This window comes from Arsenicibacter rosenii, from assembly GCF_001870735.1.
In the GTDB taxonomy this organism is placed as follows: domain Bacteria; phylum Bacteroidota; class Bacteroidia; order Cytophagales; family Spirosomataceae; genus Arsenicibacter; species Arsenicibacter rosenii.
The window spans coordinates 458,044-475,332 of sequence record NZ_MORL01000001.1 but is presented as its reverse complement, the minus strand read 5'-3'; the positions used below and the strand labels follow the sequence as shown (position 1 = coordinate 475,332).

The following is a 17,289-nucleotide window of genomic DNA, read 5'->3' as shown; positions in this document are numbered from 1 at the left end:
TTATGTCTGCCGAATTAGCCTTTATTTTTCCGATAGACGGTGATATGCTGCATGCCCGCGATGGCATTCTGACGGACGAATCGCTGCACATCAACGTGCGGGTAACCGCCCCCGCTTCGCATTACCTGACCGTCAATGGCATCAGCGCTACCTATGAAGCGGGTACGTTTTCGGCCAATATACCGCTGACCAACTATGCTAATAAACTGGTCCTCCATGACTATACAACCGGTCAGGAACAAGCCATTACCGTTTACCGGCTACCTAACTTTGCGGGCCACTACCGGCTGTCGATTGATGATAACATCTGGTTTCTGCGCGACATTTACCAGCAAGGTGACCGCTATCAGTCGTTGTTCGATAACCCGTATCTGGGCTTTCTGAAACAGGTACACGATAACTACCAGACAAAAATTCACCTCAACCTGTTTTACGAGACCGACCAGTTTAACCTGACTCAGTTTCCCGACCGTTTCAAGGCCGAGTGGCAGGCCAACGCCGACTGGCTCCGGCTTAGTTTTCATGCCCGTGGCGAGTTTCCCGACATGCCATACCGGACGGCCGGCTACGAGCAGGTTGCCCGTGATTGCGCCCTGGTTCAGGCAGAAATACGCCGGTTTGCCGGTGACGCGCTGATGGGACCGGTAACGACATTACACTGGGGCGAATCGACGGTCGACGGCTCACGGGCGCTGCGGGATGCGGGCTATACCGGTCAGCTCGGCTACTTCAACGTGGATGACGAGCTGCCTGCGGTGTCGTACTATCTGACGGCCGACCAGCGCCGGCACATGAAAAAGCGGTTTGTCTGGCACGATAATGCGGAAGGCATCACCTTTATCCGCAGCAGTATTGTCATTGACAAAACCGAGCTGGCGGATATTGTCCCGGCCCTTGACCGCTACGCGGACCTGCCCTCCGGCTTGCCGCCCTTTGTGGATCTGCTGGTCCACGAGCAGTATTTTTACCCGTTCTACGAAGCTTACCAGCCCGATTTCCGGGACCGGATCCTGAAAGCCGTTGCCTGGGCAACTGACAAGGGTTACACGCCTGCGTTTCTGAGCGAATGTATTTTCTGAGCTTACTTACCTCCAACGTAAATCAATATGGAAAACAACCGGAGAAACTTTTTAAAAACGGCGGGCTTAAGCGGCCTGGGATTGGTTGCGGCAAGTCCGTTTGCGGCCTTCGCCCGTAACCAGGATGAACTGGATGCCATCGGTGAGCAGGCCCGGCGGTCAGCCCCCCGTCTTTTTAATATGAGTGGTTATGCAGCCCCGAAGCTAGACGTCGTCCGTGTCGGTTTTATCGGCGTCGGTAACCGCGGGATGGGTGCCGTAGAACGGCTTAACAAAATTGAAGGCGTCGAAATAAAAGCCCTGTGTGATCTGCGCGAAACACAGGTCAACAAGGCAAAAAAACTGGTGGAAGCCTCCGGGCATAAGCCGGACATTTACTTTGGCAGTACCGACATCTGGAAAAAACTGGCCGAACGGACTGACCTTGATCTGGTCTATATTCTGACCCCATGGGCGTATCATACACCCATGGCCGTTTTCTCGATGACGCATGGCAAGCACGTGTGTGTGGAGGTCCCGGCTGCCAAAACCATTGAAGAAGCCTGGCTGCTGGTCGAAACCTCGGAGAAAACGAAAAAACACTGCATGATGGTGGAAAACTGCTGCTATGACTTCACCGAACTGCTGAACCTGAATCTGGCCCGTCAGGGATTTTTCGGCGAAGTAGTACACTGCGAAGCAGCCTACATTCATAACCTGCAGGATTACATGTTCTCTAAAAACCACTTCTATCAGATGTGGGAGCTCGAAGAAATGTCGAAGCGGGCCGGTAACCTCTACCCGACTCACGGCCTCGGACCGGTTTGCCAGGTACTGAACATCAACCGGGGCGATCAGTTCGACTACCTCAACTCCATGTCAAGTAATGACTTTGTGCTGGGCAATATGGCTAAGGAGCTCGCGGCGAAAGACGACTTTTACAAGCCCTATGCCGGCCGCAACTTTAACGGCAACATGAGTACGTCGGTCATTAAAACGAAGAAAGGCAAAACCATCATGGTGCAGTACGATGTATCGTCGCCACGGCCCTATTCGCGGATACAGCTGGTGAGTGGTACCAAAGCCGTGGCGCTGAAATACCCTGAGCCTGCCCGCTATTCGACCGGCCATGAATGGATGAGTGAGAAAGAAGTAAAAGCGCTGGAAGAAAAATACATGCCGCCGATTGTGAAACGAATGGGCGAAATCGCCAAAAAGGTGGGCGGTCACGGCGGAATGGATTTTCTGATGGACTGGCGGACAATCGATTGTCTCCGAAATGGTTTGCCCCTCGATCAGGACGTGTACGATGCCGCCCTCTGGAGTTCAGTCGGCCCGCTCAGCGCCTGGTCGATCGGCCATAAATCGAATTCCATCGACGTGCCGGACTTTACCGGTGGCGCCTGGCAACAAAATAAGCCGGTCGATATCTCTATGACTAAAGGAGGAACTACCGGCACAAAAGTTTGAGATCGATAAGCATAGAGTTCACCCTAGGTTAAACAGAAAAAAAAAGGCTTTAGACGGTTGTCCAAAGCCTTTTTCGTTTTCGTTCCGTCCGGATTAAACCTGAGGGAGCGTTTCCGGTTCAGTTGGAGATGGCGTTGTTTCGGAGCCAGCTACTTCTTCGCCGCGTTTTTTATACGCCTGATAAGCGGTGTCGCGCTCAAACGGGCGCTTGCCAATCAGCCGTTCCAGATCGTTCTGATACAGGATTTCTTTTTCCAGCAGCTTTTGGGCAATTGTTTCCAGAGCTTCACGTTTGTCGGACAACAGTTTGATCGTCCGCTGATAAGCCTCGTCAACAATCTTACGTACTTCTTCGTCGATGTGCTTCGCTGTTTCTTCCGAGTATGGCTTATTGAACGAGTAATCCGACTGTTTCGAATCATAGAAAGACACGTTGCCGATCTTATCGTTCATGCCATACATTGTTACCATGCTATAGGCCAGTTTCGTGATGCGCTCCAGATCACTCAGTGCGCCGGTTGATACTTTACCAAACACAATATCTTCGGCAGCACGACCACCGAGGGCCATACACATTTCGTCCATCAACTGCTCGGTACGGTACAGATACTGTTCCCGTGGCAGATACTGGGCGTAACCCAGCGCGGCTACACCGCGTGGTACGATGGTTACCTTCACGAGGGGATCAGCGTGCTCCAGATACCAGCCGGCCACCGCGTGACCTGCTTCGTGATAAGCCACGATTTCTTTTTCTTCCGGAGAAATGATTTTGTTCTTTTTCTCCAGACCACCGATTACCCGGTCCATCGCATCCTGAAAATCCTGCATCCCGATTGACTCACGGTCACGGCGGGCAGCAATCAGGGCAGCTTCGTTACAAACGTTAGCGATTTCAGCCCCCGCAAAACCAGGTGTCTGCGCCGCCAGTTCTTTCGGATCAACATCAGCCGACAGTTTCAGCGGCTTCAGGTGCACTTTAAAAATGGCTTCACGTCCCACGATATCCGGCTTGTCAATGCTTACCTGACGGTCGAAACGACCCGGGCGAAGCAAGGCGGAGTCCAGTACATCAGGGCGGTTGGTAGCCGCCAGGATAATAATTCCCGAGTCGGTGGCAAAACCATCCATCTCAACGAGGAGTGAGTTCAGCGTATTTTCGCGTTCATCATTGGCTCCCGGCATAGAACCACGGCCCCGTGAACGCCCTACGGCATCAATCTCATCAATAAAGATGATACAAGGCGCTTTTTCTTTTGCCTGTTTAAAGAGGTCACGTACCCGTGCGGCACCTACCCCGACAAACATTTCCACAAAGTCAGAACCAGACAGAGAGAAGAAAGGCACCCCGGCTTCACCGGCTACGGCTTTCGCCAGTAACGTTTTACCTGTACCCGGAGGGCCAACCAACAAGGCGCCTTTCGGAATTTTGGCCCCCAGTTTGGTAAACTTCGACGGATTTTTCAGGTAATCAACAATCTCTTTAATCTCTTCTTTCGCTTCGTCCAGACCAGCCACATCGTTAAATGTGATCTTTACCCGGTTTTCAGCATCAAAAAGAGCTGCTTTTGATTTTCCGATATTAAAAATCTGACCACCCGGTCCACCTGCGCCCGACATCCGGCCCAGCAGAAAATACATGGCCAGAATCATAACGATCAGGATTCCCCACGAGCCGAAGAAAGCACTCCAGTCGCTGCGGGTTTCAAATTTCAGTTCAACTTTTTCATTGTCAGGAATGCCTTGCTGAATGCGGTCCAGATCTTGCTTGAACGACTCAGCCGAGGCTACCTGAAATACATAGTGAGGACCAGAACCTGTTCCGAAGTACGGTTTATCAGAAGAGAGATTTTTGTACTTAGGACTTTGTAATGCCTGGTCGGTTAGCGTTACTTCGGCTATCTTGTCATTGACCAGCACTACTTCGGCAACTTCATGTTCTTTAACCATTCGTTCAAATCGCTTGAACGTAGTCTCGCGAACAGAACCGGAACGGCTCATGAAGGTAATACCGAGGATAGCGGCAATCAAGAACGCGACAATCCATCCCTGAATATTCGGCCGGCGAGGCCCCCGAGATGACAACGGGTTTCTATTGTTATTTTCTGGCATTTCGACAGGTTGTACAAAGAGGTTTCACTTGGTAACACCGATTATCAGGCTAATGTTTCCGCTATATTTACCATTTGACTAGTGGAAAGCCGCCCTGATAAACGGTTGGATCAGGCCATTGACGGCAAGGACAACGGTTCTTCGATGTGGTGAATTTCGGCATCGCCCCACAGCTGTTCCAGATCGTAGAATGTCCGGCGGTCTTTCCGGAAAACGTGGGCAATTACATCGACATAATCGATCAGGATCCATTCCCGGTTTGTCCGGCCTTCCTGGTGCCACGGATTCTGGCCTGTATTTTTATGAACTTCTTCATCAACCGACGAGGCAATCGCGTCGATCTGCGTGTCTGAGTTACCCGAACAAATGACGAAGTAGTCGCATATGGCGTTTTTTACCTGGCGCAGGTCCATCACGACGATGTCCATCGCTTTTTTCTCCTGCATACCCTTCACGACTAAATCCCGAAGAGTCTCTGAACTTACTTGTTGTTCTTCCGTTGTCTTAATGATTTTATTAATTCTCATGTAATCCGGTTAAAATTGCAATGAATCCGACAGCAAGGTCAAGTCAGGTGTGGCCGGGCCTTGTTCGGATGGTGAGATCAGCAGTTTCTGATGAGTCCTCTCTGATTCACCCTAATATCAGAACCTTTACTAAACTAAACAAATTTTGTACAAAATCCATCCCAAAACGCTATTTGTCGGCCAAAAAATTCATTACCTGCCAAGCTGTCAGTCTACCAACGATGAGGCGGCCCAAATCATTGCCAGCGACGAACCGGCCGAAGGACTGATTGTCATTACAGACGCCCAATTGGCCGGTCGGGGGCAGCGCGGGAATGTCTGGCAGGCCGAAAGCGGACAAAACCTGACAATGTCGGTTATTCTGCGCCCGTCTTTTCTGTCGGCAACGGAACAGTTCTGGCTCAATATGGCCGTTTCTCTCGGCATTACCGATGCGCTCGAGTCCTTCACAGAAGGGCTTCTCCGCATCAAATGGCCGAATGATATCTACGTTGAAAATACCAAAACAGGGGGTATTCTCATTGAAAACACCTTGCAGGGAGCCGGTATTGCATGCTCGGTAATCGGTATTGGCCTTAACGTAAACCAGGTACAATTTATTTACCCGAGCGCTACTTCGCTGCAAAAACGGTTTCCGATGCCGGATGGGTATTCGCTGCCTTCCCTGCTGACGACCATTGCCGAACGCCTTGAGCAACGGTACCTGCAATTGCGGGCCGGGAAGCGTGCTGACCTTAAAACGGCATATCTGCAACGTTTGTTCCGCTATCAGGAAGAGCACTGGTTTGAGCGCGAAGATGAGCAGGGCTATTGGCAGCGTTTTAGAGGCTACATCGTCGGCATCGACGAAACCGGCCGCCTCGCCATCGCCACCGACAACCGGATTCACTATTTTGGTTTCAAGGAAGTAAGCTTCGTTATTTGATTGAGTGAGTGATTGGGTGAATGAGTGGTTTAGTGACGCTCCGTGTAGCCTTTACCCTGCGCTACACACTCAATTACCCAATCACTCACCCACTCACTGCCACGGCTCATCGGCTATTTTAACCGCTTCATCCGGCCATCCTGACCGCTTGTGTAGAATGAGGATTCATGTATCGTAATCGGGGTGCACCTTTGTCATGTCGAACGACAACAACAACAAAGAACAACAACAAATACGAACAATCATGAAAACGTTTGCCACTTCCCTGATGATCGCCCTGAGCCTGGGCTTTGCAACAGTTGCGTCTGCTGACGACAACCGTTCAGCTGCCACGACAGCAACATCAAACTCTTATCGTACAGCCATTTACGCGTCGCCTTACAGCCCGTCGACCTTGCGGGTGAACGTTGAAAAGCAAGCCGGTAAAGCCCTTGTTATCAACATTAAAGACAAGCAAAACAATGTACTGGCGTCTCAGTATATCACCAAAAAATCCGGTACGTTCTCAGCAAAATTTGACCTGAGTCAACTGGAAGACGGTACCTATCATGTTGAAGTGATCAGCGATAACGAGGTAACGGCTAAAAGCATTACCTTAAAAACGACCAGTATCGATGTGAAGCGGTCTGTGTCGGTTAATATCTAATCAATGAGCGAAAGACTGAAAGAGCGAAAAAGTGTATTGCGCATCGTAATCACTCTTTCGCTCTTTCAGTCTTTCGCCCTTTAACTCAGGTTACGGTCGTCGGCAATTCGTTTCTTCAGGTCATAGGTCCCAATCGGGAACATCAGCAGAATACCCTCCTCATCGAAAGCCCGTTTCAGTGCTTTGATGGCTTCGCTCATGGCATATGTCGTATTCGTGTCTGAATGATCGAGCCAGAACCAGAGCTTAAACTGAATCGAATCGCCGGCAAAGGCTTTATAGAACAAATCCACCGGTTTATCTTTCAGCACAAAGGGCAAGGCGCTAATCGCAGCTTTAGCCACCTGCTGCGCTTTATCGAGATCGTCGAGATAAGAAATGCCCGCCGACACTTCCAGCCGCCGCTGCCCGGTCCGGGTATAATTCACAATCGGTTTCTGAAAAACATCCTTGCTGGGAATTTCAATCTTCTGACCGGCAAAATTATCGAGTACGACCGACCGCAGCTTTACGGCCACTACCCGCCCCTGAAAGCCGTTGGTTTCGACCACATCCCCTACCTGGATCGGCCGCTGAATCGCAATCATTGTTCCGGAAATAAAGTTGGCGGTGAGGTCCTGAAAAGCAAAACCAATGGCCAGGGCCACGACTCCCGCACCAGCCAGTAAGGATGTCACGGTTTTATCAAGGCCCAGTGTCCCGAGAGCAATAAAAAAACCTAATGCCTTAATGGCCGTGCTGGCAACCAGCGCCGTCAGGTCAACCAGTGCCGGGTTATGGCTGACACGGGTCAGGCTTTTAGACAGAATCTGACGGATATAGCCTGCAATAGTATAGGCCAGAAAAATAACAAGTATCGCTACGAACAGATCCGGCAAATGAGAGATGCCGAGCTTTGTCCATGTCTGTAGTCTTAGATAAACAAGGCGCAGCGCCTGATTCAAATCGATCATGGTAAATTGGATTGGTGATTACTTATTTAACCGGTTTTCCCCCTGTTTCTGTTTTCAGAAATGCCGAAAGCCGGTCACTGGCCAGCGAATATGCTGACCAATGACCGGCTTCTGCTATGGGGTCTGCTTACTTCAATACTTCTTCAATCGGTGCGCCAATGGTTCCGCTTGGCTCCAGAATACCGAGCAGGGCGGCTACGGTTGGCGCGATATCGGCAATCGCCGTCCGGCGGAGTGTCTGGCCTGGTTTAATGCCCCAGCCGTAGAACAACAGCGGTACGTGGGTATCATAGGCATACATGGTGCCATGTGTCGTCCCGCGTGTACGGCCTTCAAACCAACCGGCGTTAAAGACAATGTACACATCGCCGCTCCGGTTAGGCTGGTATACATTCCGGATCATTTCCATCTGAATAGACGGCATCAGCTGACCCGCCGGATTGTTCAGGTTCACCACATTCAGCACACCGCGCTGTTTCAGCAAAGCCCGCTTAACGACATCACAGGCGTCGTTAACAGCAATTTTTTTCTCCTGTAACAACGCGTGGTTCAAATACACCTGCTGATTTATGTAGGACAATACCCACTGACCAGGACCGTATGCTTCCTGCAAAGCCGCCTTTGCCGCGTCGCTCACCTCACCACCCGATTTGACATCGGCCGGAATATGGTATGTCTTCAGGAAACCCGGAATGTCGGCAACACCGTGGTCGGCCGACAGAAAGGCGACCCATTCGCCCTTGCCCACACTGGCATCCAGCTGGTTAAACAAATCGGCCAACTGGCCGTCGAGCCGGATATAGTTGTCCTCTGTCTCCACGGCATGTGTCCCGAAGGCGTGGCCGATGTAATCCGGTGATGAAAAACTGACACACAGAAAATCGGTAATGGCATCCTTACCCAGTTCTTCGCCTTTAACGGCCGCTAAAGCAAACTCCTTCGTCAGCGCATCGCCATACGGGCTCGTCCGTAAGCCTTCATACTTGCTGCCACCTGACATGGTGACAAACTCATGCGGAAACACTGACTTCTGCTCGCCGGGCATCAGCGCCTCGTATGGTTCGTCATCAGCCGAACTTTCCAGGTACTGGTCAAGCGGCAAAAGCGGTTCCCATTTTTTGCTCAGGAACTGGTCCGGCAATCGTTTGCTGTTGTGCTCCTGCACCCATTTCGGCAGTTCTTTCATGTAGTAGGTACTGCTGATCCAGTTACCGTCTTTAGAGTCGAACCAGAATGCCCCGTTAGCAGCATGACCGGCGGGCAAAATAGCACCACGGTCTTTGAGGGCCACGCCAAACACTTTGGAACGGCCGTCGGTTGCCAGCTTCAGCTGATCGCAGATGGTGGTCACCAGCAGGTTTTTAGGAGACATTTTACCGGCCGACCCTGTATTACCAACGGTCTGTACGGTTGTATCTTCGGCACAGTACATAATCCGGCCGGCGGTACGATCATAAAAATCGTTTCCGACAATACCACTCAGTGCAGGCGCCGAGCCTGTGTAGATGTGGGTATGACCGGGGCCCGTATACGTGGCCGCGTAGTGATAGTGATTGTTACGGCAGTTGAATCCCTGATCCATCATGCGCCGGAATCCGCCTTTCGAAAACCGGTCATAATACCGGTACAGGTAGTCATAACGCATCTGGTCAACCACAATGCCAACCACAAGTTTCGGTCGTTTCGGGAATACGGGGGCTTCAGGAACTGTGCCTTTTTTAACAGGTTGAGCCATCGCAGCGGTCGACAGACATGCGAAGAAAAGTAGCTTTTTTACGGAAAACATACCGCAGGTTTATTGACGTTTCGGACAAAGGTAACCAAACCATTCCATTCCCTCATGCATTAAACCTTTTCCTCAATTAATGAGTCCATAAATAAACCGGCGAAACCGGCGCCCTCCGCCGGTGCTTTTGCCAGGTAAGTAAAAACGCGGAGAAACGTATGAAAACGATAAAAATGCTTTTCTTTTTGCTGACCGGGTTAACCGTGACCGTACAGGCTCAGCAACCGGGCTTAATGCAAGCCCTTATGGACGGGCTGAGTTCGGCCCTGTTAACCGATGCGCAGGTCGCTCAGTTATCGCGGCAGGCCGTGCAGCAGATGGATAGTCAGAACCCCGTTGCCGGCCCCAATGATCCGTATACCCAGCGCCTCAACCGGATTGTGCGCCGCCATAAAACCGTAAGTGGTATTCCGATTAATTACAAAGTTTACATGGTGAAAGATGTGAACGCGTTTGCTACCGCCGACGGCAGTGTCCGGGTCTTTAAGGGGTTGATGGATGTGATGACCGACAACGAACTGCTGGCGATTATGGGCCACGAAATCGGTCACGTGATTAACCACGACACCCGCGACGCGATGAAAAAAGCCCTGCAACGGTCTGCCGTCCGGAATGTGCTGGCATCCCGGTCGGGGGCAGTGGGAAAATTGTCACGGTCTGAACTGGCTTCATTTGCCGATTACGTTGTCGGTTCCTCCTTCAGCCGGAAGCAGGAGACCGAGGCCGATGATTACAGCTATCAGTTTATGAAAAAGAACGGCTATAGTGTGATGGCGCTGGCCACGTCGTTCGAAAAGCTGGCCAAACAAAGCGGCGGTGCGGGCGTTCCGACGTTTCTGTCAACTCACCCCGACAGCAAGGCCCGGGCGCAGCGGGTCCGCGACCGCGCCAAACGGGATGGATTGAGTCGTTAAACAATGGCCTGCCCTGCCGGAAAGTTTTGAGCTTTCCGGCAGGGCAGGCCATTGTTTAACGCTATCTTTTATTTACTCCGTTCTATCGTGTACTGAACCAGTTGTTCCAGCGACGTCCGGTAGGCCGATGCCGGAAAGGCGTGCAGAAGGGCTTTGGCCTCTTCTACAAACCGCTGCATGGCGGCCGTTGCGTATTCAATGCCGCCGGATCCTTTCACAAACGCGATAACCTCGTTCACCTTTTTAGGATCGTCGCTCTTATTTTTCACAATATTAATCACCCGCCGCTTATCGCCTGAACTGGCCTTGTTGAGGGCATAGATCAGCGGAAGCGTCATTTTTTTCTCTTTGATATCGATGCCCAGCGGTTTGCCGACTTCGGCCGTCCCGTAGTCAAACAGATCGTCTTTGATCTGGAAGGCGATGCCCACTTTCTCCCCGAATAGCCGGGCTTGTTCAATTTGTTCAGCTGCCGCGTTGGCCGACCGGGCGCCCATCGCGCAGCAGGCCGAAATCAGCGAGGCCGTCTTCTGCCGGATAATCTCGTAATAGACCTCTTCAGTAATGTCGAGGCGGCGCGCCTTTTCAATCTGGAGCAACTCCCCCTCACTCAGTTCACGAACAGCCCGTGAGCCAATCTGCAGCAGGTCGTATTCGTTGTTATCGACCGACAGCAGCAGCCCCCGCGACAACAGGTAGTCGCCGACAAGCACCGCAATCTTATTTTTCCAGAGGGCATTGATGGAGAAGAACCCACGGCGATAGTTGGAATCATCCACCACATCGTCGTGTACCAGAGAGGCCGTATGGAGCAGTTCGATGAGGGCGGCTCCCCGATAGGTCGATTCGGTAATCTGGCCACAGACACCCGCAGACAGAAAGACAAACATCGGACGAAGCTGCTTGCCTTTGCGCTTGACGATGTAATTCATAATCTGGTCAAGCAGCATTACCTCGCTTTTCATCAAGTCCCGGAATTTGCGCTCAAACTCGCGCATTTCGTGTTCGATCGGGGCTTGTATGTCGGCAACTGATAGTGGCATTTCCGGTAATTTTCTGGCAAGTATACCACCAAAAATTTGATTATTGCCCAAAATCCGGCAAATTACCGGACTGACTTTCGTAACCCTATGATCGATAATCCCAATCCGCCGGTACCCCACCGGTCGCACATTCAGCATAACTCCCCCCAAAACAGCGCCTTGGTGCTTGGTGGCGGTTCTCTGAAAGGTGCTTTCCAGACCGGTGCTGTTATGGCGATTCTGGAGTCCGGTTTTACCCCGGATGCTATTTATGGCATATCCGTTGGCAGTCTGAATGCCACCTTTCTAACCCACGAAGCCACCCGGCAGTTTGAAGAAACCGGCAAAATTGACTGGCCTAAAGCCGGGAGGGCGCTGCTTGAGTTCTGGATACGCAACATCACCGGCCCGCAGGCTATTGCCGAAGAACGATCCAGACTGATGATGGGCTATAACACGCTTTTCAGCCGGTTTGACGGGCTTTTGGACAATCAACCCTTACGTCACCTGGTCACCTCCCACCTCGACGCAGAACGGCTCAAACGGGCACCTATCAAGCTCAAAGTCGGGGCAGTTGATATTATCGAAGGCGACATGGTGTATGCCAGTCCGCAGGATGATCACTTTCTGGACTATGTGGTCGCCAGCAGCTCGCTGCCGTTTATCATGCCGGCCACTCAGATCGGCGGCGACCACCGGAAAGCGTTCCTCGACGGTGGCCTGCGCGAAGTAGCCCCGCTGCGGGTGGCCATCGAAGACGGCGTGACCGACATCATGTGTGTAGCCTGCCATGCGAAGAAAATATTTACCGAAAAGTTCAATTACCGCAACCTGCTGAACCTGATTGACCGCGTGAAAGACATTACCGTCAATCAGCTGGTCAACAACGACATCGCCTGGGCAGAGCGGTTTGCCGAACGCGAAAAGCTGCGCCAACGGGATTTTAACCTGACGGTTGTCCGCCCCCATGAACCGCTCCACCTCGACCTCCAGCGTTTCGATTCAGAGGACATCGGCCGGTTGATGATCCTTGGTTATCAGACGGCCACGGATACCTTACGACAACTGCGGCTCAATAAGGCGGCCGAAGGCAAAGAACAGGATTCACCGAAATAGCCGGTCAACGGCAGCAGGGCGGTCGGTTGTCAGAATATCGCCGCCTTGTTCAACGATACGCCGATACGCACTTCCGGCTTTCTCCATGGGCTGTTCATCGACATTGTCCTTCCCATAGGTTCCTACTGAGCAGGGTATCCCGACGGCATGCATGGCCTCATAAAAGGCTTTGGGTTGTAGCTGCCGGGGCGTTAAGGCCACCAGATGATGCAGCGGTAGTCCGGCCTTGCTGAATTTTGCCGGATCATCGGCTGTCGTAACCCCCAGTGCCAGCCAGAGATCCGGATACGTCTGCCGCAATGCAACGGCACTTTCTACAGTATAGCAGATCACCAATACGCTGTTCAGCGCCTTGTGTTTTTCCACCATCGCCATGGCTTTCCGGAGGTCAACGCCGGGTTTGATGTCCAGAGCCAACACTGCCCGGTTCCTGTTCCACCTGAGCACCTCTTCGAATAACGGCATTTTCTGCGTAGTTGGCTTACCAGTCAGGTCACGCAGTTGCAGCCGGGACAAAACCGGCCATGTCTGTGCGTTCAGGGAGCCGGTACCGGTTGTGGTACGTTCCAGTTCATCGTCGTGAAGCAAGGTCAGCACGCTGTCCTTTGTCATCCGCACATCCATTTCAAGAATAGCATCCGGCACGTCATTGATGGCCTTCCTGAAGGTCTCCAGGCTGTTTTCTGTATCACCGGCATCCGGACCGCCACGGTGGGCCAGTATCACCGGTTTTGTTCGCCGCTCAGGCATCAGAAAGGTACTGATGACAGCATTAGTCTGAAAGCGGTTTTCCTGCGCCGACACATGCCCTGCCAGCGAGCAGCCCAGTAAGGTAATGATGAGCTTTTTCATAGGGGTGATTCTGTTAAAAACAAAAGCCCCCGCTTTGGGGCGGGGGCTTTGTTAAGGCGTAAAACCGGCTTAGTTAAAGATATAACGCAGACCGATCTGTGCTTGCCATACGTTGTCGATTGACACGTTCTTCACGAATGAGTCACGCAACAGGATTGTTTTGTTCGTTGTTCCTTCGGTAATAACCTGTGTGTTCAGGCGGTATGTCGGAACACCGGCAGCGCTGATGCTTGCGTTCGTAAGCGGAGTAGCTGTCGTTGTCAGGTAACCTACACCCCACTTGTTGTTCAGCAGGTTGCCGAAGTTCAGGATATCCGCACGCAGCTGGATTGTATTTTTCTTGCCTTCTTTGCCAACACGGATGTAGAATTCCTGGGTAACTGTCAGGTCAACACGAGTCAGCCATGGGAAATAACCACCGTTACGCTCCGCATATTTGCCGCGACGTGTTTTCAGGTAATCGTTGTTGTCGATGTACTGATCGAAAGCGGCCTGCTGCTGCTCCGGCGTATAAACAACTGCAGTTGCCCCTGAACCTACTGTCAGTGATGCAAATGACAGGTCAGACGCTTTAGCCGGTACGAAGATCAGGTCGTTGATCTGACCGTCACCGTTCAGGTCATTACCATATGTATACGATACTTTACCACCGCTTTGTGAAGTCAGACCCAGTGTGAACATCGTTGAACCACCGAATTTGCCACCGTAGTTCAGACGGTAGTTCAGGTAACCAATGATCCGGTTGCGCTGATCGTTATCGCTGTATGATTCTGTCAGGTAGTTCTGACCGTATACAGTTGGCATGTTCGCCTGTACGGTGCTGCCTACTGACTGCATATCACGTGCGTAACCATAGGTATAGGCTAACATACCGCCGAAACCGTTGGTTGCTGGTTTTTCCAGTTTAAACGTGGCTGTGTATGCATATCCTACGTTTGTATTTTTCAGCACGAATACGTTCGATACGGCCGGGTTGTAGAAACGGGCTACGGCCACAGTATTTGCCGCACCTGAACCTGAGCTCGCTACACCTGAAGCAGGGAAACGATCACGGGCATCTGTACCGCTGAATGTGCGGTCCGGCGCTTTCAGGTTAGCATCGATATAACGCAGACCATTGATGGTTTTGTTATAGATGAATTCTACGGTACCGATCAGGCCAAACGGCAGTTTCTGGTCAACCGCAATGTTTGTTTTCCACATCGACGGGTATTTCAGATTCTGATCGGTTGCGTTTACAGCGTAAGGGGCCAGTTTGGTAATGTCAACCTTTGTTGGGTCTGGACGCAGTGCGGCTGGCAATTCGCTTGGATTCAGTACGAACGGAACCGTGTTTGTACCGGTCAGGTTGATAACGGCTGTGTTTACACCGTTGTTACCCAGCTGGTTCGACACCAATACCTGCGGTACACGGGATACGAAGATACCCGTACCACCACGAACCTGTGTTTTCTTATCACCGGTTACGTCCCAGTTAAAGCCCAGACGTGGTGACAGCAACAGACGGTTTTTAGGGAACGCCCCTGTATTTACGCTGTAGTTTTGCTTGTTTTCGTCTTTGAATACTGTTGTCGCCGCAACAACCGGGTTATTAAACGCAGTGGCCAGTGACTGATCGTAAGCAAAGATATCACCACGCAGACCCAGTGTCAGTTTCAAATTAGGCGTAGCCTGGAATTCATCCTGGATATACGCACTGTATGTGTTTGATTCCAGTTTCTGCCATGGTTCAGCACCACCTGGTAACAGTGAGTAACGCAGGTTGTAGCGGTTAACTGTTACCGGCGATGTTGTGCCGGTTGGGTTGTTTTTGTACGCTAACGCTGCTGTCTTGAAGTCAGCCAGGGAGTTATATACATACACACCGTTTGACGCAGGGAAGAACAGGTTATTCGACACAAAGTTTTCGTAGCCCAGACCCAGGGTCAGCGTGTGCTTACCGGCGAAGTAGCTCAGGTTGTTTGTCAGGTTCAGTGTCGAATAGTTCAGCTTGTTGCTAGGCGTGAACGGATCGAAACCGATAGACATATACGTAGTACCACCTTGCAGGATATCGATTGACGGGAACAGACCGTTCAGGTACTGACGATCTTCGATCTGCTTGTTATATGTAGCGACTAACTGGTTCGCCCATTTACCCTTGAAGTTCGAGTTTAATTCGGCAGCGATTGACCGTGTATTATCAGCGATCAGGTAGCCAGTGCTTTGTGGCGACAGGGCCAGCGATGAGTTGGTACGGTTACCGTTACCCGCTGTGTTGCTACTGTTACTGTTGCTGATCGGAACGCCTGACTGTGAGTTGTGGTGCGAGTACCGTACGGTCAGCTTGTGGTTGTCGTTGATGTTGTAATCTAAACGAACAAGACCTTTCTTGCTGGTTACTTCGTTGTTGAAGTTGTCGAACGGGCCCAGTTCACGACCGAAGTTCGTGCGCATGAAGTTCGTGATGTCGTCCACATCCGCCTGCGTTACCCGTGAGATGTTACCTGATGTCTGACCACGGTTAACCTGCCAGTCAAGAGCAGGCGTGCTGCTGGTAAACTGCTCGTAGTTCACGAAGAAGAACAGTTTGTTTTTAATCAGCGGACCACCTACGCGGAAACCGGTTGTTTTTTCGTTGATGTTGACCGGAGGAATATTGCGGCCGTCTGCTTTTTTACCCACCATCCGGAACGAGTCTTTGCTCGTACGGAACAGGTGGTATGCTGAACCCGAGAATTCGTTTGTTCCTGAACGGGTTACGGCGTTGATACCGGCACCGGCAAAACCTGACTGACGAACGTCGTAAGGCGCTACGTTCAGCTGAACTTCGTCGATGGCGTCAAGCGAAACGGCTGTAGTACCGGTACGGCCACCAGCCTGCGCCGAAGAACCCAGACCGAAACCGTTGTTGAATACCGAACCGTCAATCGTGAAGTTGTTGAAACGGCTGTCCTGACCGGCAAATGAGCGGCCGTTACCGTAGGCGTTGTACTTCGTGATGTCGTTGATGGTACGGCCGATGGTCGGCAGGGTATTGATCGTTTCACGACCGAACGTTGCCGCAGCACCCGTACGGTCAGAGCTGAACACATCACTGCGCGTACCCGAAACCGTTACTTCTGACAGCTGTGTGCTGGCATTTGCCAGTTTGAAATCTACGTTAGCGGCAGAACCCAGGTTAGCCGTGATGCCGTCCCGTGTTTGCTCCTGATAACCAACGAAGGTTACTGATACTTTGTAAGGACCACCGATACGAACACCTGGAATGGTATACCGGCCGGCGGCGTTTGTAGTTGTACCATACCGGCTACCCGACGGTAAGTGAATCGCTAATACAGTAGCACCTGGCAGGGCCTCCCCTTTGTCGTCAACAACGGCACCGTTGATCTGAGAGGTAGTAACCTGGGCCTGTGCATTGATTAGCCCCAAAAAAAATACGGCCAAAACTCCGAAAAGTTTAAAAGCCGTCCTTGTTTTTTGTACAAGTTTAAAATGCATAAACTTGGGTTGTTTGATTAAGATGATGAAAGACATCAGGCAACAGCGGGCTGCCCGAAAACTTCCTCAAAAAAACAATAAAATCTACTAATGAGCAACGCCCTTCTTTGAGAAATCCAGTTTAAGTAGGCTGAAAATGAGCTTTTGTAAAAAAAGTATACTTTTATATTTACATTGTTCAAGCTTTAGCGATTAAATAATTATGAAGGAAGGAGCCGTCATTTTTTCCTTCGCCCGATCTGATACTCATTTTGCCGTTTTTAGGGCGATTTTTTACCCGGATTTTTCCGGAAAGTGCCGTCCAAAGAAGGCTAAACTTAAAATTATACAAAATAAGCATAGCCGTATGGCTCTGTTTTCTCCCCTGGTTTTTATTGCTTTACGATCAAAACATGCCGTTTTAGTGTTTCTTAACCGATAAATCGTATCGA

13 protein-coding genes are annotated in these 17,289 nt (G+C 51.2%); 6 read left to right on the top strand and 7 right to left on the bottom strand.

The window, feature by feature from the left end; translation table 11 throughout:
• The first annotated feature begins 2 nt into the window (after nucleotides 1-2).
• Both BLX24_RS01760 and BLX24_RS01755 read left to right on the top strand, forming a co-directional pair.
• Entirely contained in the window at nucleotides 3-1,079 is a 1,077-nt protein-coding gene (locus BLX24_RS01760; RefSeq protein WP_071501351.1) for a hypothetical protein, read from the top strand.
• A 27-nt stretch (nucleotides 1,080-1,106) separates the two neighbouring features.
• Nucleotides 1,107-2,528, top strand: coding sequence for a Gfo/Idh/MocA family protein (locus BLX24_RS01755; RefSeq protein WP_071501350.1), 1,422 nt, complete (start codon nucleotides 1,107-1,109; stop codon nucleotides 2,526-2,528).
• A 93-nt stretch (nucleotides 2,529-2,621) separates the two neighbouring features.
• Here BLX24_RS01755 and ftsH read toward each other — a convergent pair whose 3' ends face one another.
• Both ftsH and rsfS read right to left on the bottom strand, forming a co-directional pair.
• Entirely contained in the window at nucleotides 2,622-4,637 is a 2,016-nt protein-coding gene (gene ftsH, locus BLX24_RS01750) for an ATP-dependent zinc metalloprotease FtsH (protein WP_071501349.1), read from the bottom strand.
• Nucleotides 4,638-4,747: 110 nt separating this feature from the next.
• Nucleotides 4,748-5,164: a ribosome silencing factor gene (gene rsfS, locus BLX24_RS01745; protein WP_071501348.1), complete on the bottom strand. Its 417-nt coding sequence runs from the start codon at nucleotides 5,162-5,164 to the stop codon at nucleotides 4,748-4,750.
• A 145-nt stretch (nucleotides 5,165-5,309) separates the two neighbouring features.
• Here rsfS and BLX24_RS01740 point away from each other — a divergent pair, with 145 nt between their 5' ends.
• On the top strand, nucleotides 5,310-6,089 hold the full coding sequence (locus BLX24_RS01740; protein ID WP_071501347.1) for a biotin--[acetyl-CoA-carboxylase] ligase: 780 nt from the start codon (nucleotides 5,310-5,312) through the stop codon (nucleotides 6,087-6,089).
• Between the two features lie 244 nt (nucleotides 6,090-6,333).
• Nucleotides 6,334-6,735: a T9SS type A sorting domain-containing protein gene (locus BLX24_RS01735; RefSeq protein WP_071501346.1), complete on the top strand. Its 402-nt coding sequence runs from the start codon at nucleotides 6,334-6,336 to the stop codon at nucleotides 6,733-6,735.
• Nucleotides 6,736-6,815: 80 nt separating this feature from the next.
• Here BLX24_RS01735 and BLX24_RS01730 read toward each other — a convergent pair whose 3' ends face one another.
• Nucleotides 6,816-7,688: a mechanosensitive ion channel family protein gene (locus BLX24_RS01730; RefSeq protein ID WP_071501345.1), complete on the bottom strand. Its 873-nt coding sequence runs from the start codon at nucleotides 7,686-7,688 to the stop codon at nucleotides 6,816-6,818.
• Nucleotides 7,689-7,815: 127 nt separating this feature from the next.
• Nucleotides 7,816-9,474 (bottom strand): alkaline phosphatase PafA, encoded by a 1,659-nt coding sequence (gene pafA, locus BLX24_RS01725; RefSeq protein ID WP_071501344.1) that lies wholly within the window; start codon nucleotides 9,472-9,474, stop codon nucleotides 7,816-7,818.
• 158 nt (nucleotides 9,475-9,632) lie between these two features.
• Between pafA and BLX24_RS01720 the strand changes: the two genes are divergently transcribed.
• Nucleotides 9,633-10,388, top strand: coding sequence for a M48 family metallopeptidase (locus BLX24_RS01720; RefSeq protein ID WP_071501343.1), 756 nt, complete (start codon nucleotides 9,633-9,635; stop codon nucleotides 10,386-10,388).
• Between the two features lie 68 nt (nucleotides 10,389-10,456).
• Here BLX24_RS01720 and BLX24_RS01715 read toward each other — a convergent pair whose 3' ends face one another.
• Nucleotides 10,457-11,431, bottom strand: a complete 975-nt coding sequence (locus BLX24_RS01715; RefSeq protein ID WP_071501342.1) for a polyprenyl synthetase family protein — start codon at nucleotides 11,429-11,431, stop codon at nucleotides 10,457-10,459.
• An 87-nt stretch (nucleotides 11,432-11,518) separates the two neighbouring features.
• On the opposite strand from BLX24_RS01715, the gene BLX24_RS01710 reads away from it, so the two are divergent.
• Complete coding sequence (locus BLX24_RS01710; RefSeq protein ID WP_071501341.1) at nucleotides 11,519-12,526, top strand: patatin-like phospholipase family protein; 1,008 nt, start codon at nucleotides 11,519-11,521, stop codon at nucleotides 12,524-12,526.
• On the opposite strand, the gene BLX24_RS01705 is transcribed toward BLX24_RS01710, so the two are convergent.
• Nucleotides 12,515-13,378: a glycerophosphodiester phosphodiesterase family protein gene (locus tag BLX24_RS01705; protein ID WP_071501340.1), complete on the bottom strand. Its 864-nt coding sequence runs from the start codon at nucleotides 13,376-13,378 to the stop codon at nucleotides 12,515-12,517. The genes BLX24_RS01710 and BLX24_RS01705 overlap by 12 nt on opposite strands.
• 69 nt (nucleotides 13,379-13,447) lie before the next feature.
• Complete coding sequence (locus tag BLX24_RS01700) at nucleotides 13,448-16,858, bottom strand: TonB-dependent receptor (protein ID WP_071501339.1); 3,411 nt, start codon at nucleotides 16,856-16,858, stop codon at nucleotides 13,448-13,450.
• Between the last annotated feature and the right edge of the window lie 431 nt (nucleotides 16,859-17,289).

Coding starts and splice junctions, on each gene's coding strand:
- BLX24_RS01760 (WP_071501351.1), top strand. CDS start 3: ATGTCTGCCGAATTAGCCTTTATTTTTCCGATAGACGGTGATATGCTG.
- BLX24_RS01755 (WP_071501350.1), top strand. CDS start 1,107: ATGGAAAACAACCGGAGAAACTTTTTAAAAACGGCGGGCTTAAGCGGC.
- ftsH (WP_071501349.1), bottom strand. CDS start 4,637: ATGCCAGAAAATAACAATAGAAACCCGTTGTCATCTCGGGGGCCTCGC.
- rsfS (WP_071501348.1), bottom strand. CDS start 5,164: ATGAGAATTAATAAAATCATTAAGACAACGGAAGAACAACAAGTAAGT.
- BLX24_RS01735 (WP_071501346.1), top strand. CDS start 6,334: ATGAAAACGTTTGCCACTTCCCTGATGATCGCCCTGAGCCTGGGCTTT.
- BLX24_RS01730 (WP_071501345.1), bottom strand. CDS start 7,688: ATGATCGATTTGAATCAGGCGCTGCGCCTTGTTTATCTAAGACTACAG.
- pafA (WP_071501344.1), bottom strand. CDS start 9,474: ATGTTTTCCGTAAAAAAGCTACTTTTCTTCGCATGTCTGTCGACCGCT.
- BLX24_RS01720 (WP_071501343.1), top strand. CDS start 9,633: ATGAAAACGATAAAAATGCTTTTCTTTTTGCTGACCGGGTTAACCGTG.
- BLX24_RS01715 (WP_071501342.1), bottom strand. CDS start 11,431: ATGCCACTATCAGTTGCCGACATACAAGCCCCGATCGAACACGAAATG.
- BLX24_RS01710 (WP_071501341.1), top strand. CDS start 11,519: ATGATCGATAATCCCAATCCGCCGGTACCCCACCGGTCGCACATTCAG.
- BLX24_RS01705 (WP_071501340.1), bottom strand. CDS start 13,378: ATGAAAAAGCTCATCATTACCTTACTGGGCTGCTCGCTGGCAGGGCAT.
- BLX24_RS01700 (WP_071501339.1), bottom strand. CDS start 16,858: ATGCATTTTAAACTTGTACAAAAAACAAGGACGGCTTTTAAACTTTTC.